This window comes from Thermostichus sp. MS-CIW-37, assembly GCF_054060065.1.
This window is the reverse complement of sequence record NZ_JBSSCV010000029.1, coordinates 1-18,394: the sequence shown is the minus strand read 5'-3', so window position 1 is coordinate 18,394 and position 18,394 is coordinate 1. Positions and strand designations below refer to the sequence as shown.

General features: G+C 57.6%; 19 protein-coding genes and 1 pseudogene. 15 read left to right on the top strand and 5 right to left on the bottom strand.

Annotated elements, in window-relative coordinates:
- The first annotated feature begins 44 nt into the window (after nucleotides 1-44).
- Nucleotides 45-1,298: a hypothetical protein gene (locus tag ACVWYZ_RS11925; protein WP_457467177.1), complete on the top strand. Its 1,254-nt coding sequence runs from the start codon at nucleotides 45-47 to the stop codon at nucleotides 1,296-1,298.
- Nucleotides 1,299-1,308: 10 nt separating this feature from the next.
- Here the strand turns inward: ACVWYZ_RS11925 and ACVWYZ_RS11920 are convergent, their stop codons facing one another.
- Nucleotides 1,309-2,196, bottom strand: a complete 888-nt coding sequence (locus ACVWYZ_RS11920; RefSeq protein ID WP_414343577.1) for a hypothetical protein — start codon at nucleotides 2,194-2,196, stop codon at nucleotides 1,309-1,311.
- A gap of 321 nt (nucleotides 2,197-2,517) precedes the next feature.
- Between ACVWYZ_RS11920 and psbV the strand changes: the two genes are divergently transcribed.
- A complete protein-coding gene (gene psbV / locus ACVWYZ_RS11915) occupies nucleotides 2,518-3,060 on the top strand; it encodes a photosystem II cytochrome c-550 (RefSeq protein WP_011434097.1) in 543 nt (180 codons plus the stop codon).
- A 173-nt stretch (nucleotides 3,061-3,233) separates the two neighbouring features.
- Nucleotides 3,234-3,524 carry a cytochrome c family protein gene (locus tag ACVWYZ_RS11910; RefSeq protein ID WP_414357017.1) on the top strand — a complete coding sequence of 97 codons (291 nt, stop codon included), beginning with the start codon at nucleotides 3,234-3,236 and terminating at the stop codon, nucleotides 3,522-3,524.
- Nucleotides 3,525-3,602: 78 nt separating this feature from the next.
- On the opposite strand, the pseudogene ACVWYZ_RS11905 reads toward ACVWYZ_RS11910, so the two are convergent.
- Nucleotides 3,603-4,527: pseudogene (locus tag ACVWYZ_RS11905) on the bottom strand (RNA-guided endonuclease InsQ/TnpB family protein); the annotation flags it as partial.
- Nucleotides 4,528-4,664: 137 nt separating this feature from the next.
- Here ACVWYZ_RS11905 and mnmE point away from each other — a divergent pair.
- The 4 genes from mnmE to gpmI all read left to right on the top strand — a co-directional run bounded on the left by mnmE (nucleotide 4,665) and on the right by gpmI (nucleotide 9,021).
- Entirely contained in the window at nucleotides 4,665-6,044 is a 1,380-nt protein-coding gene (gene mnmE, locus ACVWYZ_RS11900; RefSeq protein WP_457467176.1) for a tRNA uridine-5-carboxymethylaminomethyl(34) synthesis GTPase MnmE, read from the top strand.
- Between the two features lie 110 nt (nucleotides 6,045-6,154).
- Nucleotides 6,155-6,655: a DNA starvation/stationary phase protection protein Dps gene (gene dps / locus ACVWYZ_RS11895; RefSeq protein ID WP_414344460.1), complete on the top strand. Its 501-nt coding sequence runs from the start codon at nucleotides 6,155-6,157 to the stop codon at nucleotides 6,653-6,655.
- 39 nt (nucleotides 6,656-6,694) lie between these two features.
- On the top strand, nucleotides 6,695-7,213 hold the full coding sequence (locus tag ACVWYZ_RS11890) for a tetratricopeptide repeat protein (RefSeq protein WP_414522997.1): 519 nt from the start codon (nucleotides 6,695-6,697) through the stop codon (nucleotides 7,211-7,213).
- 215 nt (nucleotides 7,214-7,428) lie between these two features.
- The gene (gene gpmI, locus ACVWYZ_RS11885) at nucleotides 7,429-9,021 is read left to right on the top strand and encodes a 2,3-bisphosphoglycerate-independent phosphoglycerate mutase (RefSeq protein WP_457439750.1); all 1,593 of its coding nucleotides are present in this window, start codon (nucleotides 7,429-7,431) and stop codon (nucleotides 9,019-9,021) included.
- Nucleotides 9,022-9,035: 14 nt separating this feature from the next.
- On the opposite strand, the gene ACVWYZ_RS11880 is transcribed toward gpmI, so the two are convergent.
- The gene (locus ACVWYZ_RS11880; RefSeq protein ID WP_414522999.1) at nucleotides 9,036-9,350 is read right to left on the bottom strand and encodes a DUF7734 family protein; all 315 of its coding nucleotides are present in this window, start codon (nucleotides 9,348-9,350) and stop codon (nucleotides 9,036-9,038) included.
- Nucleotides 9,347-9,934, bottom strand: a complete 588-nt coding sequence (locus ACVWYZ_RS11875; protein ID WP_457439747.1) for a DUF3177 family protein — start codon at nucleotides 9,932-9,934, stop codon at nucleotides 9,347-9,349. Before ACVWYZ_RS11875 ends, ACVWYZ_RS11880 begins: the two co-directional genes overlap by 4 nt.
- A gap of 517 nt (nucleotides 9,935-10,451) precedes the next feature.
- Here ACVWYZ_RS11875 and ACVWYZ_RS11870 point away from each other — a divergent pair.
- The 8 genes from ACVWYZ_RS11870 (at nucleotide 10,452) to ACVWYZ_RS11835 (ending at nucleotide 16,389) form a co-directional block, all read left to right on the top strand.
- The gene (locus tag ACVWYZ_RS11870; RefSeq protein ID WP_457467175.1) at nucleotides 10,452-10,865 is read left to right on the top strand and encodes a hypothetical protein; all 414 of its coding nucleotides are present in this window, start codon (nucleotides 10,452-10,454) and stop codon (nucleotides 10,863-10,865) included.
- A complete protein-coding gene (atpB, locus tag ACVWYZ_RS11865; RefSeq protein WP_414330483.1) occupies nucleotides 10,862-11,608 on the top strand; it encodes a F0F1 ATP synthase subunit A in 747 nt (248 codons plus the stop codon). The genes ACVWYZ_RS11870 and atpB overlap by 4 nt, the downstream gene beginning before the upstream one ends.
- Before the next feature lie 221 nt (nucleotides 11,609-11,829).
- On the top strand, nucleotides 11,830-12,075 hold the full coding sequence (gene atpE, locus ACVWYZ_RS11860) for an ATP synthase F0 subunit C (protein WP_235280127.1): 246 nt from the start codon (nucleotides 11,830-11,832) through the stop codon (nucleotides 12,073-12,075).
- Nucleotides 12,076-12,177: 102 nt separating this feature from the next.
- Nucleotides 12,178-12,651, top strand: a complete 474-nt coding sequence (locus ACVWYZ_RS11855) for a F0F1 ATP synthase subunit B' (RefSeq protein ID WP_414349846.1) — start codon at nucleotides 12,178-12,180, stop codon at nucleotides 12,649-12,651.
- A 35-nt stretch (nucleotides 12,652-12,686) separates the two neighbouring features.
- A complete protein-coding gene (locus ACVWYZ_RS11850; protein ID WP_457467174.1) occupies nucleotides 12,687-13,250 on the top strand; it encodes a F0F1 ATP synthase subunit B in 564 nt (187 codons plus the stop codon).
- Nucleotides 13,251-13,270: 20 nt separating this feature from the next.
- On the top strand, nucleotides 13,271-13,819 hold the full coding sequence (atpH, locus tag ACVWYZ_RS11845) for an ATP synthase F1 subunit delta (protein ID WP_414330491.1): 549 nt from the start codon (nucleotides 13,271-13,273) through the stop codon (nucleotides 13,817-13,819).
- Nucleotides 13,820-13,862: 43 nt separating this feature from the next.
- Nucleotides 13,863-15,383, top strand: coding sequence for a F0F1 ATP synthase subunit alpha (gene atpA, locus ACVWYZ_RS11840; protein ID WP_457467173.1), 1,521 nt, complete (start codon nucleotides 13,863-13,865; stop codon nucleotides 15,381-15,383).
- 61 nt (nucleotides 15,384-15,444) lie between these two features.
- The gene (locus tag ACVWYZ_RS11835; RefSeq protein WP_414330493.1) at nucleotides 15,445-16,389 is read left to right on the top strand and encodes a F0F1 ATP synthase subunit gamma; all 945 of its coding nucleotides are present in this window, start codon (nucleotides 15,445-15,447) and stop codon (nucleotides 16,387-16,389) included.
- Nucleotides 16,390-16,394: 5 nt separating this feature from the next.
- On the opposite strand, the gene ACVWYZ_RS11830 is transcribed toward ACVWYZ_RS11835, so the two are convergent.
- On the bottom strand, nucleotides 16,395-18,104 hold the full coding sequence (locus ACVWYZ_RS11830) for an ABC transporter permease (protein WP_457467172.1): 1,710 nt from the start codon (nucleotides 18,102-18,104) through the stop codon (nucleotides 16,395-16,397).
- Nucleotides 18,105-18,394: the final 290 nt, after the last annotated feature.

Here is an 18,394-nt window from a genome sequence, read left to right as displayed (position 1 = left end):
TAACTGGAAAGAAAAGTAACAGCAGCAGAGGACAGGAGTATCTGATGGACTTAGTTTTGGTTTTATTGATTGGGGCAGCTGTTGGTTTCTCGGTAGGCATTTACGTTGCTCGCCAGTATGGGGCCAGTCCTAAACTGGAAATCTGGAAACGAGAGATTATCAGAGATATATCTTCGCAGCTAAGCCAACACAGCCAAGAACTCAACGACCCGGACAAAGCACTCATCAAGTTGAGCGAAGGATTGGTAGACAAGATTTCTCAAAAGTTACAGGAAAAGTTACAGGCCGTCCAAGCTACCCTTGAAGAGTTTAAATTTCGCCTTGCTGACAGCCAGCAAAGCTTGCTACAGGACTGGGGCAGAGACCTTCTACAAGCTATATCTGTAAAGTTGGCCGAACATGGCCAGCAACTGAACAATCAGCTAGCCATTCTGGAAAATCGAGCGACAAATCAAGCAGTAAGTTGGGACTCACAAGAAGTTGCTGTTGTCAAAGCGCTTGAGGAAAGTTCCCAGGAAGTCATTGATCATATCAGCCGTGATAAGTTGAGGTTAGCTTTATTTCTGTTTCTGTGGTCTAAAGGAATAAGAATTAAAAGCTTGGAAACCAAGGAAGCAAGTAGGGTTGGTAGCAAACTGAACAGCAAGCTAAATCAGATATCCAACTTTATGGGAGATAGATATTATTCAATTAGAAAACTCTACAAGTCGATAAAGTCAAACATGAACGAAGGAGAGGCTTTCTCCCTGATTCTGAAAGACGAGCCAAACCAGGTAGTATCAGATAGTTGCCAACTTGCGAATATGCTCTATAGTATCGCCTTCTTGGAGGAGTACCATTATTTGAAGTCTCCTAGATCTATAGAAGCAAAGCCGAGCAGAGACCCAAATGCATTGAACTTTCTATCAGGAGGATGGCTGGAGCGATATGTCAAAGAAAAGCTAGTAAAGATTGCCAGTCAGCAAGGCAAAAAGATCAGTTTTTCTTACATCATGAATACTCAAGTTACTTTGCCGGATGGAAATGATTTCGAAATAGATTTATTCTTTTATGTCAATGATAAGTTTTACTGGGTAGAATCCAAAACGGGTGATTATCATGAAAGTATAGACAAGTACTCTAGGTTGGCTTCCAGTCTTGGTCTTCAGCAGAATCAGGCTTTTGTAGTCTTGACTGATGTTGATCAGGATAAGAAAATTAGCCTGTCTTCCAGTTATAAGCTGTCAGTAATCGGCGTTGACGATGTTGAGCCGACCTTTATCAAAATTCTGAAAAGTCATGTCCGAAAGAGCACCTGACAAAAGCTAGCTAGGCTACAATCTTGACAGCTTGTTCCATACACCACCAGGGATCCTCCGCAAAAGCTGGCATGGGAGTGCTGCCTGCTTTGCCCAGAATGGCCAGCCGGACTTCCCGATCCAGGCGGGATCCGGCCCCGTAGGGATCTTCTGAGGGAGGTTCCAGCCGTTGCCCCAGAGGGGGCATCACCATAATGCCTGGCTGCATGCTGGTGCTGCTGACCCAGATTTTGAAGCGATCCACCGCTACGTCTGTTCCTTCTGGCAGCTGCATCTGCAGCAGGTAGCGGGGGCCAGAGCCAATCAGCAGGCTCTCGTTGGGACGTAAACGGGCAGGCAGATCTGGTTGATAGGGGTAAACCAAATCCACGCTGTACCGCCGCTCGTCAAAGACGGTGACATAAACATGCACTGGAGTGGGGGCTCTGTTTCTCAGGGCAATGGCCAGGTTGCGGCCTGCTTGGATTTGCACTTTCCCTTGGGGATCCCGCGGCAGGGGGCTCACTTCGGCAGGGGCAGAGCTGCTGGCCGGGGTTTCCAGTTGGAGAAATTCCACTTCCAAGATGCTGCTCAGCGCATCGCTGGCAGGTTGCAGGTTCAAAAGATTACCAAAAGCAGCCACGTGCTCCAACAGCCGCACCAGCTTGCGAGGTAGGGCCAGTAGCTTCTTCACCGGGATCCGGAAGGCCGCCAGAGCCACCTCTTCCCCCCGCCGGTAAAAGTGATAAGTGGCATCGGGCAACAGCTCTACCCGCAAGTCCGCTGCTTCCGGGTCTGTGTAGGTCAGAAGCGGTGAGGCCGGCAAGGCCGCCAGCAAATCGGCAACGGGCATTTGCACTTGACTGGGATCCGCACAGGTGAAAGCCACCCGCAACGGCTGGAATCGGATAGAGGACATGGGGAAAACCTGGAACGGAGTCTGCCGTATTCTCCTGCTCTGAGGTTGCCAGGCAAGCAAGCCAAGCTCTATATTACCTGCTCATTACCCGCTCAGTTCTCTCGACTGGGCTGTGGCCAAGTCAGCTCTCGGCCAACAGACTCCCAACAGGCCATAGCTCCGTAATCAAACTTAACACCAAAGGCAAATGGAACCATTGGGAAACTATCCCGGATCCCATCTGCAAATGATCTCTTAATGGTCTATTCTTGATCCTGTTGTCGGGTTTGTGGCTGGAGTGGAGCCCACCTCTCCTCTTTCTAGACTGATCTACGGAGAACCATGTTTAGCAAAGCTTTTTCTTTTCAGAAGGTGTTTGCGCCAGCGCGTCGTCGGTTGCTTGTCCTGCTGTTGGCTGCGTTGATGGCTGGGTTTGGCTGGGGTCTGGCTCCAGTGTTTGCAGCTAGGGATATTCCTGCAGTGGCTCTGTCGCCAACTGAGTCTATTACCTTTACCGAAGCCCAGTTGGCCAAAGGGAAGAAGCTATTCAACACCGCATGCGCCCAGTGCCATGTGGGCGGCCAGACCTATCCCAACCCGGATGTGAGCTTGAAGCTTTCGGATCTGGAGGGGGCAACTCCCCCACGGGATAATGTGCTGGCGATTGTGGATTACATCAAGAATCCAGTCACCTATGACGGGGTGGAGTCTCTGTTGGAGTATCACCCCAACACCCAGCTCACCAGTGAGTATCCACGTCTGCGCAACCTCACCGACGAGGATCTGAAGCTGATTGCGGGCTACATTCTGGTGCAGGCCAAGACCGTTCCCGGCTGGGGTGGTACCAAGAACGAAAGCCACAGCGACCTATCGGCCTATCTCTAGGTCTGGATCGGAAGTTGCCTATGAGATGTCGGATCCCGTCTCGCCTCTAGGCCTAGGTCGGGATCCTGGCCTTGTTGTGGCTGGGGCTGGCCAGTCCGGTGGCGGCTCGCATTCATCCTTACCAAGAAAACTGGGTTTAGGGAACTGCCCCGCAAGGGGGAATGCCTGGGGAGATGAGCACCGCTGTCGTAGAGGGGCAGCCCAACACGGTAAGTGCTGTCGCAGAGCCAGGAACCAGAATCTCCTGCCTTTGGGCAGGGGAGTATGTCAAGGATGTCAAAAATCGTTTTCAGTCCGCCTGCTCGAATTGTCATGTGGGCGGTGCCACCTTGTCGGCTCCCAACATTTCCCTCTCTTTGAAGGACTTGCGCGGTTCTACTCCACCCCGAGATACCCTTCAAGCCTTGATGAAGTACCAGCGGGATCCCCGTAGCTACGATGGCTCGGATTCTATCTATGAATGACGTCCTGTGCCCCCTTCCTGGATGGACAACGAAGCCCTAAGAAATCTGGCTGCCTTTATTCGTTGAAGACCTTTCCGTATAGTCCAGCCATCCGGTGAATAAACTCCAACTGGCATCGCGAATGGCCTTGGCCAAGTGGTGGTTCCTCACCAAGTTGCGCACCGGCAAGTCCTCATACGCCACAATGTCGTGAGACAAAGCGCTCCGCGTCGCCGTAGGCGAGTACCACGCACCGGGTCACCTTGATGACACAGTCTCTGCGCTGGCGCTGGACTTTGAGATGCACCTTGCCCAGTCGCTTCCTCTGCTTTGGGTAGTTCTTAGATTGGGGTTTGATCCCCTTCCTATACTTCCGACTTAACCTCCGCTGGTGTCGCTTCAACCTCCTCTTGGCACGACGCAAGAATTTGGGGCACTCTACCTTGTTAGTGCATCAAGCCCACATCCAGCCCCGCCACCTGGCCGGTGGACTCCACCTGCTCCTGACGCTCCACGTCCAGGCAGAACTGGGCGTAGTAGCCATCGGCTCTCCGCACCACCCGCACCGGTTGATTTTCAGGGTGAGGATGTCCTGCCGCACCTCGCCGTTGCAATACAGAGCAAAGGTGCCTGCTTGGAAGCCATCTGTGAAGGTGAGGGACATCCTATCTGCTGCCAGCTTCCAGCCGGAGACTTTGTACTCCACAGAGCGACAGTGTTTCTGGAACTGGGGACAGCCTTTTTGGTCTTCCTGGTTCTGGCAGCGGCGGTAGAAGGTGGAGATGGCAGACCAAGCTCGCTCCGCGCTGGCTTGTCGGGCAGAGGAGTTAAGCTTCTGGGCGAAGGGGAACTCTCTGGCCAAGTTCTTGCAGAGGGCATAGAGGGCAGCTCTGCCAACCCCCTGGTTATCCATCCAGTGGCGCAGGCATTTGTTGCGGATAAACTGGGCAGTGCGGATGGCCTCGTCCAAGGCTTGGTACTGCTGGGCTGTGCCGTTGAGGAGCTTGGCTTCTGGAACGCGCATGGGCACACTTTAGCGCAGGTCTAACGAGATAAAAGTCGTCCTAGAAGGGCAGGGCTTTAAACCCAGTTTTTTGGTAATCGGTGGATGCCGATCTGTAATCCAACGGCTGCTCGAACTCCCTCAGGGCTTCATTCAAGATGGATCCGACTGCCCCACTGGCCGATACGATCGCTGCTATTGCCACTGCGGTAGTGCCTGAACAGGGCAGTGTGGGGATTGTGCGCCTTTCCGGGTCACGATCCCTTTCCATTGTCCAAGCCATCTTCACCCCTGCCCGCCGCAACGCAGTCTGGGAGAGCCATCGGCTCCTCTACGGCTGGATCCACGATGAGAAAGGCCAAATTCTAGACGAAGCGCTGGCCGTTTGGATGCAAGCCCCCCGCTCCTACACCCGCGAAGATGTGGCAGAGCTGCATTGCCACGGTGGCATCATGGTGGTTCAGGCCACGTTGCAACAATGCCTGCGGCAGGGGGCGCGGTTGGCCCAGCCGGGGGAGTTTAGCCTGCGCGCTTTTCTGAATGGCCGCATTGACCTCACCCAGGCCGAGAGTGTGGCCGATCTGGTGGCGGCCCGCTCCCCTCAGGCAGCCCGGATGGCCTTGGCGGGCTTACAGGGCAAGCTAGGGGGATCCATTCGCGCCCTGCGCCAGGAGCTGCTGAGTTTGTTGGCAGAAATTGAGGCTCGCCTCGACTTTGAAGAGGATCTGCCCCCCTTGGATGTTGCCGCTTGGCAGGCCCGGCTCCAAGCTATTCAAGCCCAGATGCAAGCCCTGCTGGCCACGGCAGAACGGGGACAACTGCTGCGCACCGGGGTGAAGGTGGCCATTGTCGGGAGGCCCAATGTGGGCAAGTCCAGCCTGCTCAATGCTTGGTCAGGACAGGATCGGGCCATCGTCACCGATCTGCCCGGCACCACCCGCGACGTGGTGGAATCCCACCTGGTGGTGAAAGGGATCCCCGTTCAACTGCTGGACACTGCCGGCATCCGCGCCACCGAAGATCCGGTGGAACGGCTGGGGGTGGAGCGCTCCCAACGCCTAGCCCAGGCTGCCGATGTGCTGGTGCTGGTCATCGACGCCCAAGCGGGCTGGACGGCTGCCGACGCCGCCATCTACGAGTCGATCCGCCATCGCCCCCTCATCCTGGTGATCAACAAAACCGACCTCGCCCCGCCAGAGGGGATCCCTCTCCCCCCCGAAATTGCCCACCGCGTCCCCGCCGTTGCCGCCCAAGGGAAAGGGATCCCGGAGCTGGAAAAAGCCCTGGAGCAGCTCATCACCCAGGGACGTCCCCAGCCCAATCTGGAGATAAGCCTGAACCAGCGGCAGGCCGCTGCCCTCCAACAAGCCCAAGCCAGCCTGGAACAGGTGGGGCAGGCCATCCAAGCTCAGCTCCCCCTGGACTTTTGGAGCATCGACCTGCGGGGCGCCCTACATGCCCTTGGCCAGATCACCGGCGAGGAGATCTCGGAATCGGTGCTGGATCAGATCTTCAGCCGCTTCTGCATCGGCAAGTAACTCTATAGACTCCTCCTAACTCATACTCATTCTGAGTTTGTGTTACTATGGGCTCAGTTGGGAAGCCGAAGCGGATCCCCGATAATGGAAACACAATTAGGAGATTAGGCATGGTTACCGCCGAGAAAACCCGTCTCTACCCCACCCAGATCGATTTGCCGGCAGAGGCTCGCGCGCAACTGGTGGAGCTGCTCAACCAGTCCTTGGCAGACACGTTGGATCTGAAGACGCAGGTGAAACAGGCCCACTGGAACGTTAAAGGCATGCACTTCATCGCCTTGCACGAGATGTTCGACACTTTTGCCAGCACCCTGGAAAACTACGTGGACATGCTGGCGGAACGGGTTACGGCGCTGGGGGGCATCGCCCGCGGCACGGCTCGCATCGTTGCCCAAACCTCCACCTTGCCGGAGTACGATCTGGCCGCTGAAGAGGGCCGGGATCACCTGCAGGCTTTGGCAGCCCGTTACGCTCAATATGCAGCTTCCGTCCGCCGCAACATTGACCGCACCACCGAACTGGGGGATGCCGACACAGCAGACCTGTTCACCGAGATCTCGCGCCAGATTGACAAAGATCTTTGGTTTATCGAGGCTCACCTGCAGGCGTGACGCCAGCGAGGCCAGTCACAGGCAAGTGGATCAAGCAAAATGGGCGTTAACGTTCCCCTCCTGTATTTGGTGGCTCTGGCCGGTATCCTCGGCGTGGCGGGCTTCTTTGTCCTGCGGGAGGTGCTGCGGGTACGGGCCCAGGAAAAGGTCATCCGTGAGCTGCAGCCCCGCCTGAGCAAAGGCAAGGGATCCCCGCAGGAGCACTACGAGTTGGGCAGCGTCTATCTGCAAAAGGGCCTCTACGACCAGGCGGTTGCCCAGCTTAAAAAAGCCCTAGAAGTGGCCGGGGAGAACATTCCCCCCGTCTGCAACGCCCTCGGTTTTGCCTACTTCAGCCAGGGGCAGTACGACTTGGCCATCCGTTACTACAAGGATGCCGTGGCTGCGGATCCCGGTTATGTAACTGCTTGGAACAATCTGGCCCATGCCTATGAGAAGAAAAATCTCTATGGCCCAAGCCTGGAAGCTTACGAAACTGCCCTGAAGTTGGATCCCCGAAATGCCATTGCTAAGCGGCGCTCGGAGTCTCTGCGCAAACGGTTGCAGCCCAGCCCCTGAGGATCCCATCTGCAATTTCATCCGCAGAAATACTCTTGACCGCAGCACAGTTGTCCATAGGAGTTGGCTCTAAAGACTCCATCCTGCCTGTGCAGGCACTTCCTTATCCTCTCAAAAGAAGATTGATAATATTGAAATCTTGAGTGCAAATGTAAGATCCGGTATCGTGTTGCCTGGGCTGGTATTATGTCTTAAATAAAACGAGAGGCCATTTCATGGATTCGCAATCGGTAGCACCTGTGGTTTTGGTGATCCTGGATGGCTGGGGTTATCGGGATGCTCTCGATGGCAACGCGGTGCTGGCTGCGGAAACCCCTGTCCTGGATAGCCTTTGGGCTGCCTATCCCCACACCCTGCTGCAAGCTTCGGGTCGGGCCGTGGGCCTGCCGGCAGGACAGATGGGCAACTCTGAAGTCGGGCACCTGACCTTGGGGGCAGGGCGGGTGGTGCCGCAGGAATTGGTGCGCATCAGCGACGCGATAGAGACAGGATCCCTCTTCCAGGATCCCTTGTTGATGCAAGTTTGTCGCCAGCTCAGAGAGCGAGGGGGCCGTTTTCACTTCGTTGGCCTTTGCTCCGAGGGGGGGGTTCACTCCCACATCGACCATCTCTATGGGTTGCTCAAGCTGGCGGCCCAGGCTGAGATTCCGGCCTATGTCCACGCCATCACCGATGGCCGCGACACCTTGCCCCGCGATGGTGCCAGAGTTCTGGCCGCCCTGGAAAAAGAGCTGCAATGGCTGGGCAATGGCGTCATCGCCACCCTGAGCGGACGCTACTACGCCATGGATCGGGATCGCCGTTGGGAGCGCACCCAAAAGGCCTACGAGATCATGACCCAAGACGGCCCTGGCCGTGGACAAAGCGCCGCGGAGGTGATGGAAGCTTTCTATGCCCAGGATCTCACAGACGAGTTCATCCCGCCCACTCGCCTGGCTCCAGGGGCTGTGCAACCCGGCGATGCAGTGCTTTTCTTCAACTTCCGCCCAGATCGCGCCCGCCAACTTACCCAAGCCTTTGTCTGCCCAGATTTCTCAGGCTTTCAGCGCCCCTTGCTGCCGGATCTCACCTTCATCACCATGACTCAGTACGAGGCGGAGCTGCCGGTGCAGGTGCTTTTCAAGCCGCAGAACCTGGATCACCTGCTGGGCCAAGTGGTGAGCGAGGCCGGCCTCAAGCAATTGCGCATTGCTGAGACGGAAAAATACGCCCATGTCACCTACTTCTTCAACGGCGGCATTGAGCAGCCCTTCCCCGGTGAGGATCGCATCCTGGTGCAAAGCCCGCTGGTGACCACCTACGACCAGGTGCCAGAGATGTCGGCAGTGGAAGTGACCGACAAAGCGATAGAGGCCATCGCCCGCCGCGAATACAGCCTGGTGGTGCTCAACTATGCCAATCCCGACATGGTGGGCCACACCGGCAACTACGAAGCCACCATCCGCGCTTTGGAGACGGTAGATCGCTGTTTGGGCAGGTTGCTGGCGGCAGTGGTGGATGCAGGAGGCACCACTTTGATCCTGGCGGATCATGGCAATGCCGAGCTGATGTGGGATGAGAACGGCAACCCCTGGACGGCCCACACCACCAACCCCGTTCCCTGCATTTTGGTGGAGGGGGAAAGGCGCAAAATCCCCGGCTGTGGCGGCGATGTCAAGTTCCGCTCCGACGGCACTTTGGCCGACGTGGCCCCCACCCTGCTGGAGATCTTGGGCCTGCCTCAGCCCCCCGAAATGACAGGACGCTCGCTTTTGCAGCCGGCAGAATACACCATCCTCCAGCGGCAACCCAGCCCTGTGGGGCGGTAGGTGCCAGGGATCCCTTACTCCGCCACCGGGATCCCTTCTTGGGCCAGCCATGCTGTTAGCTCTCCCCAGTTGCGATAGACAGCCAGAACCCGTGAGCGATCGGGGTGATAGGGGGCAGCCAAGCGCTCCAACTGCAAAAAGCGGGCCTGGGGAGGGATCACCGCCGCTTCGGGATCGGGGGGAGTGGGTCGGCGCAAGGAGCTGCTGTAGCCGCGGTAGATCAGCACCAGATCAGACTCTCCCTCGCTTTCCACCTCCACCCGCAGCACCTCTTGCGGGTGGTCTTGGCTATAGCGCTCCAAGGCCAAGGGCCAAGGCAGGGCCCTCATGCTTCCAGTTCCCCCTTATCAGTTCCGGGTCGCAGCCGCCAGACAAAGTAGAGGCTGTAGAGCAGGTAGGCCACCAGCCCCCAGGCCCCCACGCTCCCCAGCAGCTCCGGCGATACATTGGGATGGAAGATCTCCCGAAACCCCAGCGGTGGCCCAAACCAAGCCCGGCACTCCTCTGGCAGAGAAGTGCGGAAAGCACAGGGCACAAAGGCCCCCGAAAAGAGGATCCCGGCCCCCATATAACCAGTCAGGCCCCACCGCCAGAGCAAAAAGGCTCGCGCCGCCCAGCTTCTCGACTGCTCGAGAGCAGCACTCCAATCCCGCCAAAACCAAAGACAAACCAAGATCAACAGCCGCGCCATTGCTCCACTGAGAAAGCTGACGGGCAGGCCCCCAATCATCAGGTACACCGTCACCGCCAAGAGGCTCGATACCCGCCAATAAACGATCAATAGCTGAATCAAGGGCCGCAACCCCACCGCAAAAGCCCAAATCAGCAGTAGCAAAGGCATCACCACCGTCAGCGCCACTGCCAAGCGGTAGTCCAGCCAGATTGCATCCACCAGCCAACTCTGGGGAGTCATCCTCACCCTCTGCCACTCCTGCCCCTTAGTATATGAAACCTGGGGGATCCAGGACGGGACACAGAGAGTTACGGAATGTTAACGCCTGCTGACCATCCCCAGCAAAACTTTACACCAGACAGCTTTCAGAAAGTTTTCCATTTTGCCGCTACCGATCCCCGAAAGTGGTAGATTCTTAGCTAGCTCCTCAGAGGAGTATCCCTGTCGTTCGGAAGGCCAGCTGCCTGTCTGAGCGACCAGCGGAGTCTCCTTCAGACCTTGGCCCAACTTAATCTCATTAAGTATTGTTACTTAATCGTGTTATCTTGGGTTAAGGTCAAACCTTGAGAGGCATGACCTCGAAACCATGGCCCGTTCTTCCAGACTCCTCTCTCACAGTTCTACCCGTTGGAAGGCGACCCAGTGGAAGCCCAGACCACTGCCTCCCTTGGAGAATGCACCTCCTTCTCCGAAGCGGGAGGAAGAGACAGGGGATCCAGTTGCGTCAGAGCCACCCCTTGCCCTGGGGAAGCCCGATTTGGCGAGGAAGGTGAAGGGTGGAGCTAGGGGGGCAGCAGTTGCTGGCAGCGGGAGCTATGAAGCGCTGCAGCTGTGGCTGGTGCTGGTTACCTTGGGGGTAAGTCTGGCCATTGCCGTGGGAGTGGCCCTGGTTTACTCTCTGGGGGTAGCTGCCAACTACTTGCTGGGGGCGGTTGTTGGCGTGGTTTATCTGCGCATGCTGGGCCGCGGCGTAGCGGAGCTGGGCAAAAGCCGCAACCGTTTGGGGGTGACGCGCTTGGCTCTGTTTGTCGGGCTGATCATTCTAGCCACTCAGGTGAAGTCTTTGCAGATTTTGCCCATTTTTTTGGGGTTCATGACCTACAAGGTCACCCTGCTCATTCATCTTGTCCAGACCTTGACCCGTTCATCTTCTTCTGTGCGATGCTCATGAACCTGTCCTTCTCCTCTCCTCCTCTTTTGGCAGAACTCGAGGTCGGCCATCACCTTTACTGGCACCTGGGCAAATTCACGGTTCACGGGCAGGTTTTGATCGCCAGCTGGATCGCCATTGCCCTGATCTTGACGGTGGTTATCTTGGGCACCCGTCAACTGCAGCGGGAGCCGGCTGGTCTGCAAAACTTTGTCGAGTATGCCCTGGAATTTGTGCAGAGCATTGCCCGTGCCCAGATTGGCGAGAAAAACTTCCGGCCCTGGGTACCCTATGTCGGCACCTTGTTCCTGTTCATCTTCGTCTCCAACTGGATGGGCAACCTCTTCCCCTGGAAGTTAATTCCCCTGCCGGAAGGGGAGTTGGCCTCCCCCACCAACGACATCAACACCACTGCCGGGTTGGCGCTGCTCACCAGCATCATGTATTTCGTGGCCGGCATCAGCAAGCGGGGGCTGTCTTACTTCAAAAAGTACATCGAGCCTACCCCGATTCTGCTGCCCATCAACGTTTTGGAAGATTTCACCAAGCCCCTTTCCCTGAGTTTCCGTCTATTCGGCAACATCCTGGCCGAAGAGCTGGTGATTGCGGTGTTGGTGTTGCTGGTGCCCTTGTTTATCCCCGTGCCGGTGATGATTTTGTTTCTGTTTACGGGGGCGATTCAGGCTTTGATCTTCTCAACCCTCTCGGCAGCTTACATTGGAGAGGCGCTGGAAGGTCATGGAGGAGGGGATCACCACGATTGATCCCGCTGGTCGGTCGATCCATCTTGAACCTTTTCGGGAGGATCATCTCAAATGGGTCAGCGCAAGGGATCCCTTCTTTTGGTAAGGTTTGTTGGGGCTGACAGATTGGTTCTGAAAGCCGCCGACAAGGGAGTGATTTGAGGCTGTAGTGTATCAGACCCGATCACCTCTGAAGCTCAAGAGACGTTGTTGTTGTGTCAATCACCAAGGAGCATCTCACTATGGATCCGTTAACCTCTGCTGCTTCTGTTCTGGCTGCTGCTCTGGCCATTGGTCTGGGATCCCTGGGTCCTGGGATCGGACAGGGGAACGCCGCTGCTGCTGCGATGGAAGGGGTGGCCCGCCAACCGGAGGCGGAAGACAAGATCCGCGGCAACCTGCTGGTTAGCCTGGCCTTCATGGAAGCTCTGACCATCTACGGCTTGGTGGTGGCTTTGGTGCTCTTGTTTGCCAACCCCTTCGCCTAGTGTCCTACGGGGGCGGGCCGCAGCGATGGCCGAGGTGAGCCATATCCGCCCCCCAACCCGGCCTGACGGTAGACCTAAGTTTCTGTTGGGGTCATAACACCCATGCTCTTCCAAACTCTATTGGCTGTTGAAGCGGCTGAAAAAGGTGGTCTTTTCGATCTGGATGCCACCCTGCCCCTGATTGCCATTCAGTTTTTGCTGTTGGTGGCAGTGCTCAACTCCCTCTTCTATGAGCCGGTTACGCGGGCTATCGACAGCCGCAGCGACTACATCCGCACCACTCAAGCGGAAGCCCAAGAGCGGTTGGACAAGGCGGTGTCGTTGACCCGACAGTATGAGTCTGAGATCAGCCAGGCCCGCTTGCAAGCCCAGCAGGTGATCGCTGAGGCAGAGGCTGCAGCTGCTCGCATTCGTTCCGAGAAACTGGCTGCTGTGCAGGCAGAGATCCAGCAGAAGCTGGAGGCGGCGCGGCTACAGGTCGAGCAAGAGAAGCAGGCAGCCCTCGAACAGCTGCAGCAGCAGGTGGATGCCATTGCCGCCCAGATTACCCAGAAACTGTTGGGCAGTGCTCGTTAGATCGCTGGTTGGAAGTACTTTTGGAGGAGCTTGCGATGCCTGTGTGGAGTTGGGTGGCCGGTTGGATCTTGGCTGTGGCCGAGACCACGGAGCTACTCCCAGAAGCCAAGGCAGGAGAGGGGGATCTCTTGGCCAAGATTCTCGAGAGCAACCTGATCAACATCGCGATCATTCTCACCTTGCTGTTTATCTTGGGTCGCAAAGTGGTGGGAGAAGCCCTGGCCAAGCGGCGGGAGGGGATCCTAGAAGAACTGCGGCAGGCGGAGCAGCGCAAACAGGAAGCCATCGAGAAGCTGGCGGAGGAGCAGCAAAAGCTGGCCCAGGCTCAGCAGGAGGCTGAACGTATCCGCAAGCAGGCGGAAGCCAACGCCGAAGCCCGTCGGCAAGAGTTGTTGGAGCAGGCGGAGCGGGAAGTTGAGCGGCTGCGGGCCAATGCCGAGAAAGAGTTGTCTAGCGAGCAGGAGCGGGTTTTTCAGGAGTTGCGTCGGCAGATCGTTCGCCAAGCCCTGAGCAAGGTGGAGCAGGAGTTGCCGCAGCACCTCAACGAAGAGACCCACCGCAGCCTGATCGAGAGAGGGATCCAAATGATTGCCCGCTAGCTCTCAAGGAGGAGAAAGGTATGATCAGCAGCACAATGGCCGAGAAGGTGGTGGATCCCTATGCCGAGGCTCTCATTGCTCTTGGATCAGGCCAGGGATTGCTGGACACTTTTGCCGCCGATATGCGCTTTATTGCCGAGGTTTTGCGGGCTACGCCGGAGCTGGGCCAGTTTCTCGCCAACCCGGTGATCAAGGCCGAGGCCAAAAAGAACCTGCTGCAGCAAGTATTTGCCGATCAGATCCACCCTCTGCTGCTGAATGCGCTGAAGTTGTTGACCGACCGCCGCCGTATCATGTTTCTCGGGGCCGTCTGCCGGCGCTTTTTGGATCTGCAGCGGAAGCTCCAGAACATCGTCCTGGCCGAAGTGACGACAGCGATACCCTTGACGGAAGCTCAGCAGCAATCGATTCGCGAGCGGGTGATGGACTTCACCCAGGCCAGCGGTGTGGAGTTGCAAGCCACTCAGGATCCGGAGCTGCTGGGAGGGGTGGTCATCAAGATTGGATCCCAGGTGATCGACCTCAGCTTGCGTGGACAGTTGCGCCGGCTGGCCTTGCAGTTGGCCTAAGTTGGTTTTTGAGGATCCCTTCCCATTACTTGAGAGGACTGCTATGCCTACCATTCGCCCAGACGAGATTAGCACCATCATCAAACAGCAGATTGAGCAGTACAACCAGGAGATGCAGGTCTCCAATGTGGGGACAGTTCTGCAGGTGGGGGATGGCATTGCCCGCATCTACGGTTTGGATAAGGTGATGGCCAACGAGCTGCTGGAATTTGAGGATGGCACCACCGGTATTGCCCTCAACCTGGAAGAAGACAACATCGGTGCCGTGCTGATCGGCTCCGGGCGGAATATCCAAGAGGGATCCACCGTCAAATCCACGGGCAAGATTGCCAGCATCCCGGTGGGGGAAGCCCTCTTGGGCCGCGTGGTGGATCCCCTGTGCAACCCCCTCGACGGCAAAGGCCCGATCCAGTGTACGGAGTCTCGCCTGATCGAATCTCCGGCACCTGGCATTGTCGATCGCCGCTCCGTGTACGAGCCTCTGCAAACCGGCATTACCGCCATCGATGCCCTGATTCCCATCGGGCGGGGGCAGCGGGAACTGATCATCGGCGACCGCCAAACCGGCAAGACCACCGTTGCGGTGGACACGATCCTGAACCAGAAAGGGCAGGATGTGATCTGCATTTACGTGGCCATTGGTCAGAAGCAGAGCACCATCGCCCAGGTGGTGGGCATCCTGACCGAGCGAGGGGCCATGGACTACAGCATTGTGGTGGCTGCCGGCGCCGATAGTCCAGCTCCGTTGCAGTGGCTGGCCCCCTACTGTGGCGCCACCATTGCCGAATACTTCATGTACCAGGGCAAACACACCCTGGTGGTCTATGACGACCTCTCCAAGCAGGCGGTGGCCTATCGGCAAATGTCGCTGCTGCTGCGCCGTCCACCCGGTCGGGAAGCTTATCCTGGGGATGTGTTCTACCTGCACTCGCGGCTATTGGAGCGAGCCGCCAAGCTGAGCAGCCAACTGGGAGAGGGATCCATGACGGCGCTGCCGATCGTGGAAACCCAGGCCAACGACGTATCGGCCTACATTCCCACCAATGTTATCTCCATCACCGATGGGCAGATCTTCTTGGAATCGGATCTGTTCAACGCTGGCATCCGCCCGGCCATCAACGTCGGGATTTCCGTCAGCCGCGTCGGCTCTGCGGCTCAGACCAAGGCGATGAAAAAGGTGGCTGGCTCCATCAAGGTGGAACTGGCCCAATTTCGGGATCTGGAAGCCTTTGCCCAATTTGCCTCTGACCTAGATGAGGCCACCCAAAAGCAGTTGGCCCGCGGCCAACGGCTGCAGGAGTTGCTGAAACAGCCGCAATACTCTCCCCTGTCTCTGGATCAGCAGGTGGCCATTATCTATGCGGGAACACGAGGCTATTTGGATGACATTCCGGTGGAGAAGGTCTCCAGCTTCAAGCAGGGCCTTTTGGCTTACCTGGGCACCACCCATTCCAAGTACGGCGAGATCGTCCTCTCCACCAAGCAACTCACCGACGAGGCAGAAGAAATCTTGAAAACGGCCATCACAGAGTTCAAGCAGAGCTTCGTGGCCAAGGCGGCCTAGGGTGACGCGGATCTCTCCTGGCCCGGATCCCTGTCGACCACCAAAATAGAGGGAGTAGGTTATGGCAAACCTCAAGCGCATCCGCGATCGCATCAAGGCGGTGAAAAACACCCGCAAAATTACCGAGGCCATGCGGCTGGTGGCAGCAGCTCGGGTGCGGCGCGCCCAAGAGCAAGTGATGGCCACCCGTCCCTTCGCCGACCGACTGGCCCAGGTTTTCTATCGGCTGCAAACTCGGCTGCGGCTGGAAGATGTCAACTTGCCTCTGCTGAAGCAGCGCCCCATCCAGACGGTGGGGCTGTTGGTGGTGGCCGGGGATCGGGGCCTGTGCGGAGCCTACAACGCCAACGTGATTAAGCGCACCGAGGAGCGGGTTCGCGAGCTGCAGGAGACAGGGCAGCAGGTGCAGCTTTACCTGGTGGGCCGCAAGGCGGTGCAGTATTTCCAGCGGCGCTCCGCTCCCATCGCCAAGACCTACGTGAATTTGTCGCAGATCCCCACGGCGGCTGAGGCTGCCCAGATTGGAGATCAGCTCCTCTCGGCCTTCTTGTCGGAGAAGGTGGACAAGGTAGAGCTGCTCTATACCCGCTTTGTCTCTTTGATCAGCTCCCGTCCGGTGGTGCAATCCCTGTTGCCCCTCGATCCGTCGCGGTTGGCCACTCAAGACGATGAAATTTTTCGTCTTTTGGTGCGGGGCGGAGAGTTTACTGTCGAGCGCAGCAAAGTCATCGCAGCGGTCTCGGCCCCACCTCAGGACATGATCTTTGAGCAGGATCCCGTGCAGATTTTGGATGCACTGCTGCCGCTGTACCTGAACAACCAGTTGCTACGGGCCTTGCAGGAGGCGGCGGCCAGCGAATTGGCAGCTCGCATGACGGCCATGAACAACGCCAGCGACAATGCCAGCGAGCTCATTCGCACGCTGGGTCTTGCCTACAACAAAGCTCGCCAGGCGGCTATTACCCAGGAGATCCTGGAGGTGGTGGCCGGAGCGGAGGCCTTGTAGGGTTCTCAAAGGAGATCCCCTGAGGAGCCGAGGTTGCGTTGCCGCGCCATCTGGGAGTTGAGCAGAATCACCGGCAAGATCCCCACCAAGACAATGGCCAAGGCCGGTGCCCCTGCTTCCGCCAGACGCTCATCGGCTGCCAAACGGTAGGTCTGCACCGCCAAGGTGTCGAAGTTGAAGGGCCGCAGCACCATCGTGGCCGGCAGCTCCTTCATCACATCCACAAATACCAGCAGCATGGCCCCCAAGATGCCACCGCTCATCAAGGGCAAATGCACCCGCCAGAGGGTACCCAGGGATCCCTGCCCCAGGCTGCGGGCTGCCTCATCCAAACTGGGGGGAATGCGCAGCAGCGTGGCCTCAACGGTGGCCAAAGAAACGGCCAAAAACCGCACCAGATAGCCGAACACCAAAGCCGTGAGGGTACCGCCGATCACCAGGCCGGGTGGCTGTTGCAGCACCACCTGCCGCAGGTAGCTCAGCAGTTGATCCAACCACCCTAGGGGAATCAGAACCCCCACCGCGATCACCACTCCCGGCAGCGCGTAGCCCAGAGAAGACAACTGCACCGCCAGCCGCAGGCCCCACGGGGATCCCCCCTGCAGCCGCAGCCCGTAAAGCACCACCACCGACACGGAAACAGCAATGATAGCCGTGATGGTGGATAGCCAAAAGCTGTTCTGGGCGTAGCTCCAAAAGCGGCGACCCAACTCCCCCTGCCGCAGGGTCATGTGGAGCAGAATCAAGGCCGGAACGACGAAGCCCAGCCCAATTGGGATCCCACAGGCCAGCCAGGCCCCCACCGCCCGGATCCCTTGTAGGCGGTAACGGGTTGAGGTGGGTTTGAACCCTTGGCGATAGTAGCGCGCCCGTCGGCGGGAGAATTGCTCCACCGCCATCAGCAGCAGCACCAGCAGCAACAGCAGAGCGGAAAGCTGAGCCGCCGCCACCGGATTGCCCAGAGCCGTCCAAGTGCGGTAGATGCCGGTTGTAAAGGTATCTACCCCGAAATAGCTGACCGTACCGAAATCGTTGAGGGTCTCCATCAAGGCCAGCAGACAGCCGGCCACAATGCCCGGTCGAGCTAACGGCAACGCCACTTTACGAAAGCTGGCCCAAGGCCCATAACCCAGGGAGCGACTCACCTCCAAACAGGCTACCGACTGTTCCTGAAAGGCCAACCGGGCCGAGAGATAAACATAGGGATAGAGGGTGAGGATCAGCAGCAGGATTGCCCCCCACAACGAGCGAATGTTGGGGAACCAGTAGTCGCCGATCCCCCAACCCGTAATCCGCCGCAGCCAGATCTGGAAACCGCCGGTCACCTGCAAAAAATCGGTGTAAGCATAGGCCAACACATAGGTGGGAGCCGCCAAGGGCAACACCAGCATCCATTCCAGCCAGGCCCGCCCCCAAAACTGACACATGGTCACCAGCCAGGCGGTGCCACTGCCCACCAGGATGACCCCCGCCGCCACCCCTGCCATCATCACCAGGCTATTGCGCACATAAAGCCCCAAGACCGTATCGGCCAGGTGCTCCCAAACCTGCCGCTCGTCGGCAAAAAGGCTGAGCAGCACCGTCAGAGTGGGAATCAAAAGTAAGCCCGTCAATGCCAAGGTCAGCAGCGTCCAACTGCTGAGCCAGCGCGGCCAACCCCCCTTGAGAGGATGGTTAAGGCGTTTACCCAGATTCAGCCAAGTCAACTTTTCCATCAACTACAAAAGTGCTCCCCACCGCTGACGCGAATGAAACCTGCAGGATCTCGCAAAGACTTTTTCTTTACCATTTCCCAATTGTCAGCTAGAAGGCACAGGAGCCCTCCCCTTTGCCTACAGTGCAAGGACCGGGAGGAATTCGGAGTCATAATGAGTCATAATATAACCTAACTATGACCCAAGTCCTGACCATTTCCTGCAAGCTCAAGGTGTCTGAGTCGCAAGCCGCAAAATTGGATGCGACCTTGGATGCTTTCCTCCAGGCGTTGAACTGGGTAACCAAAACA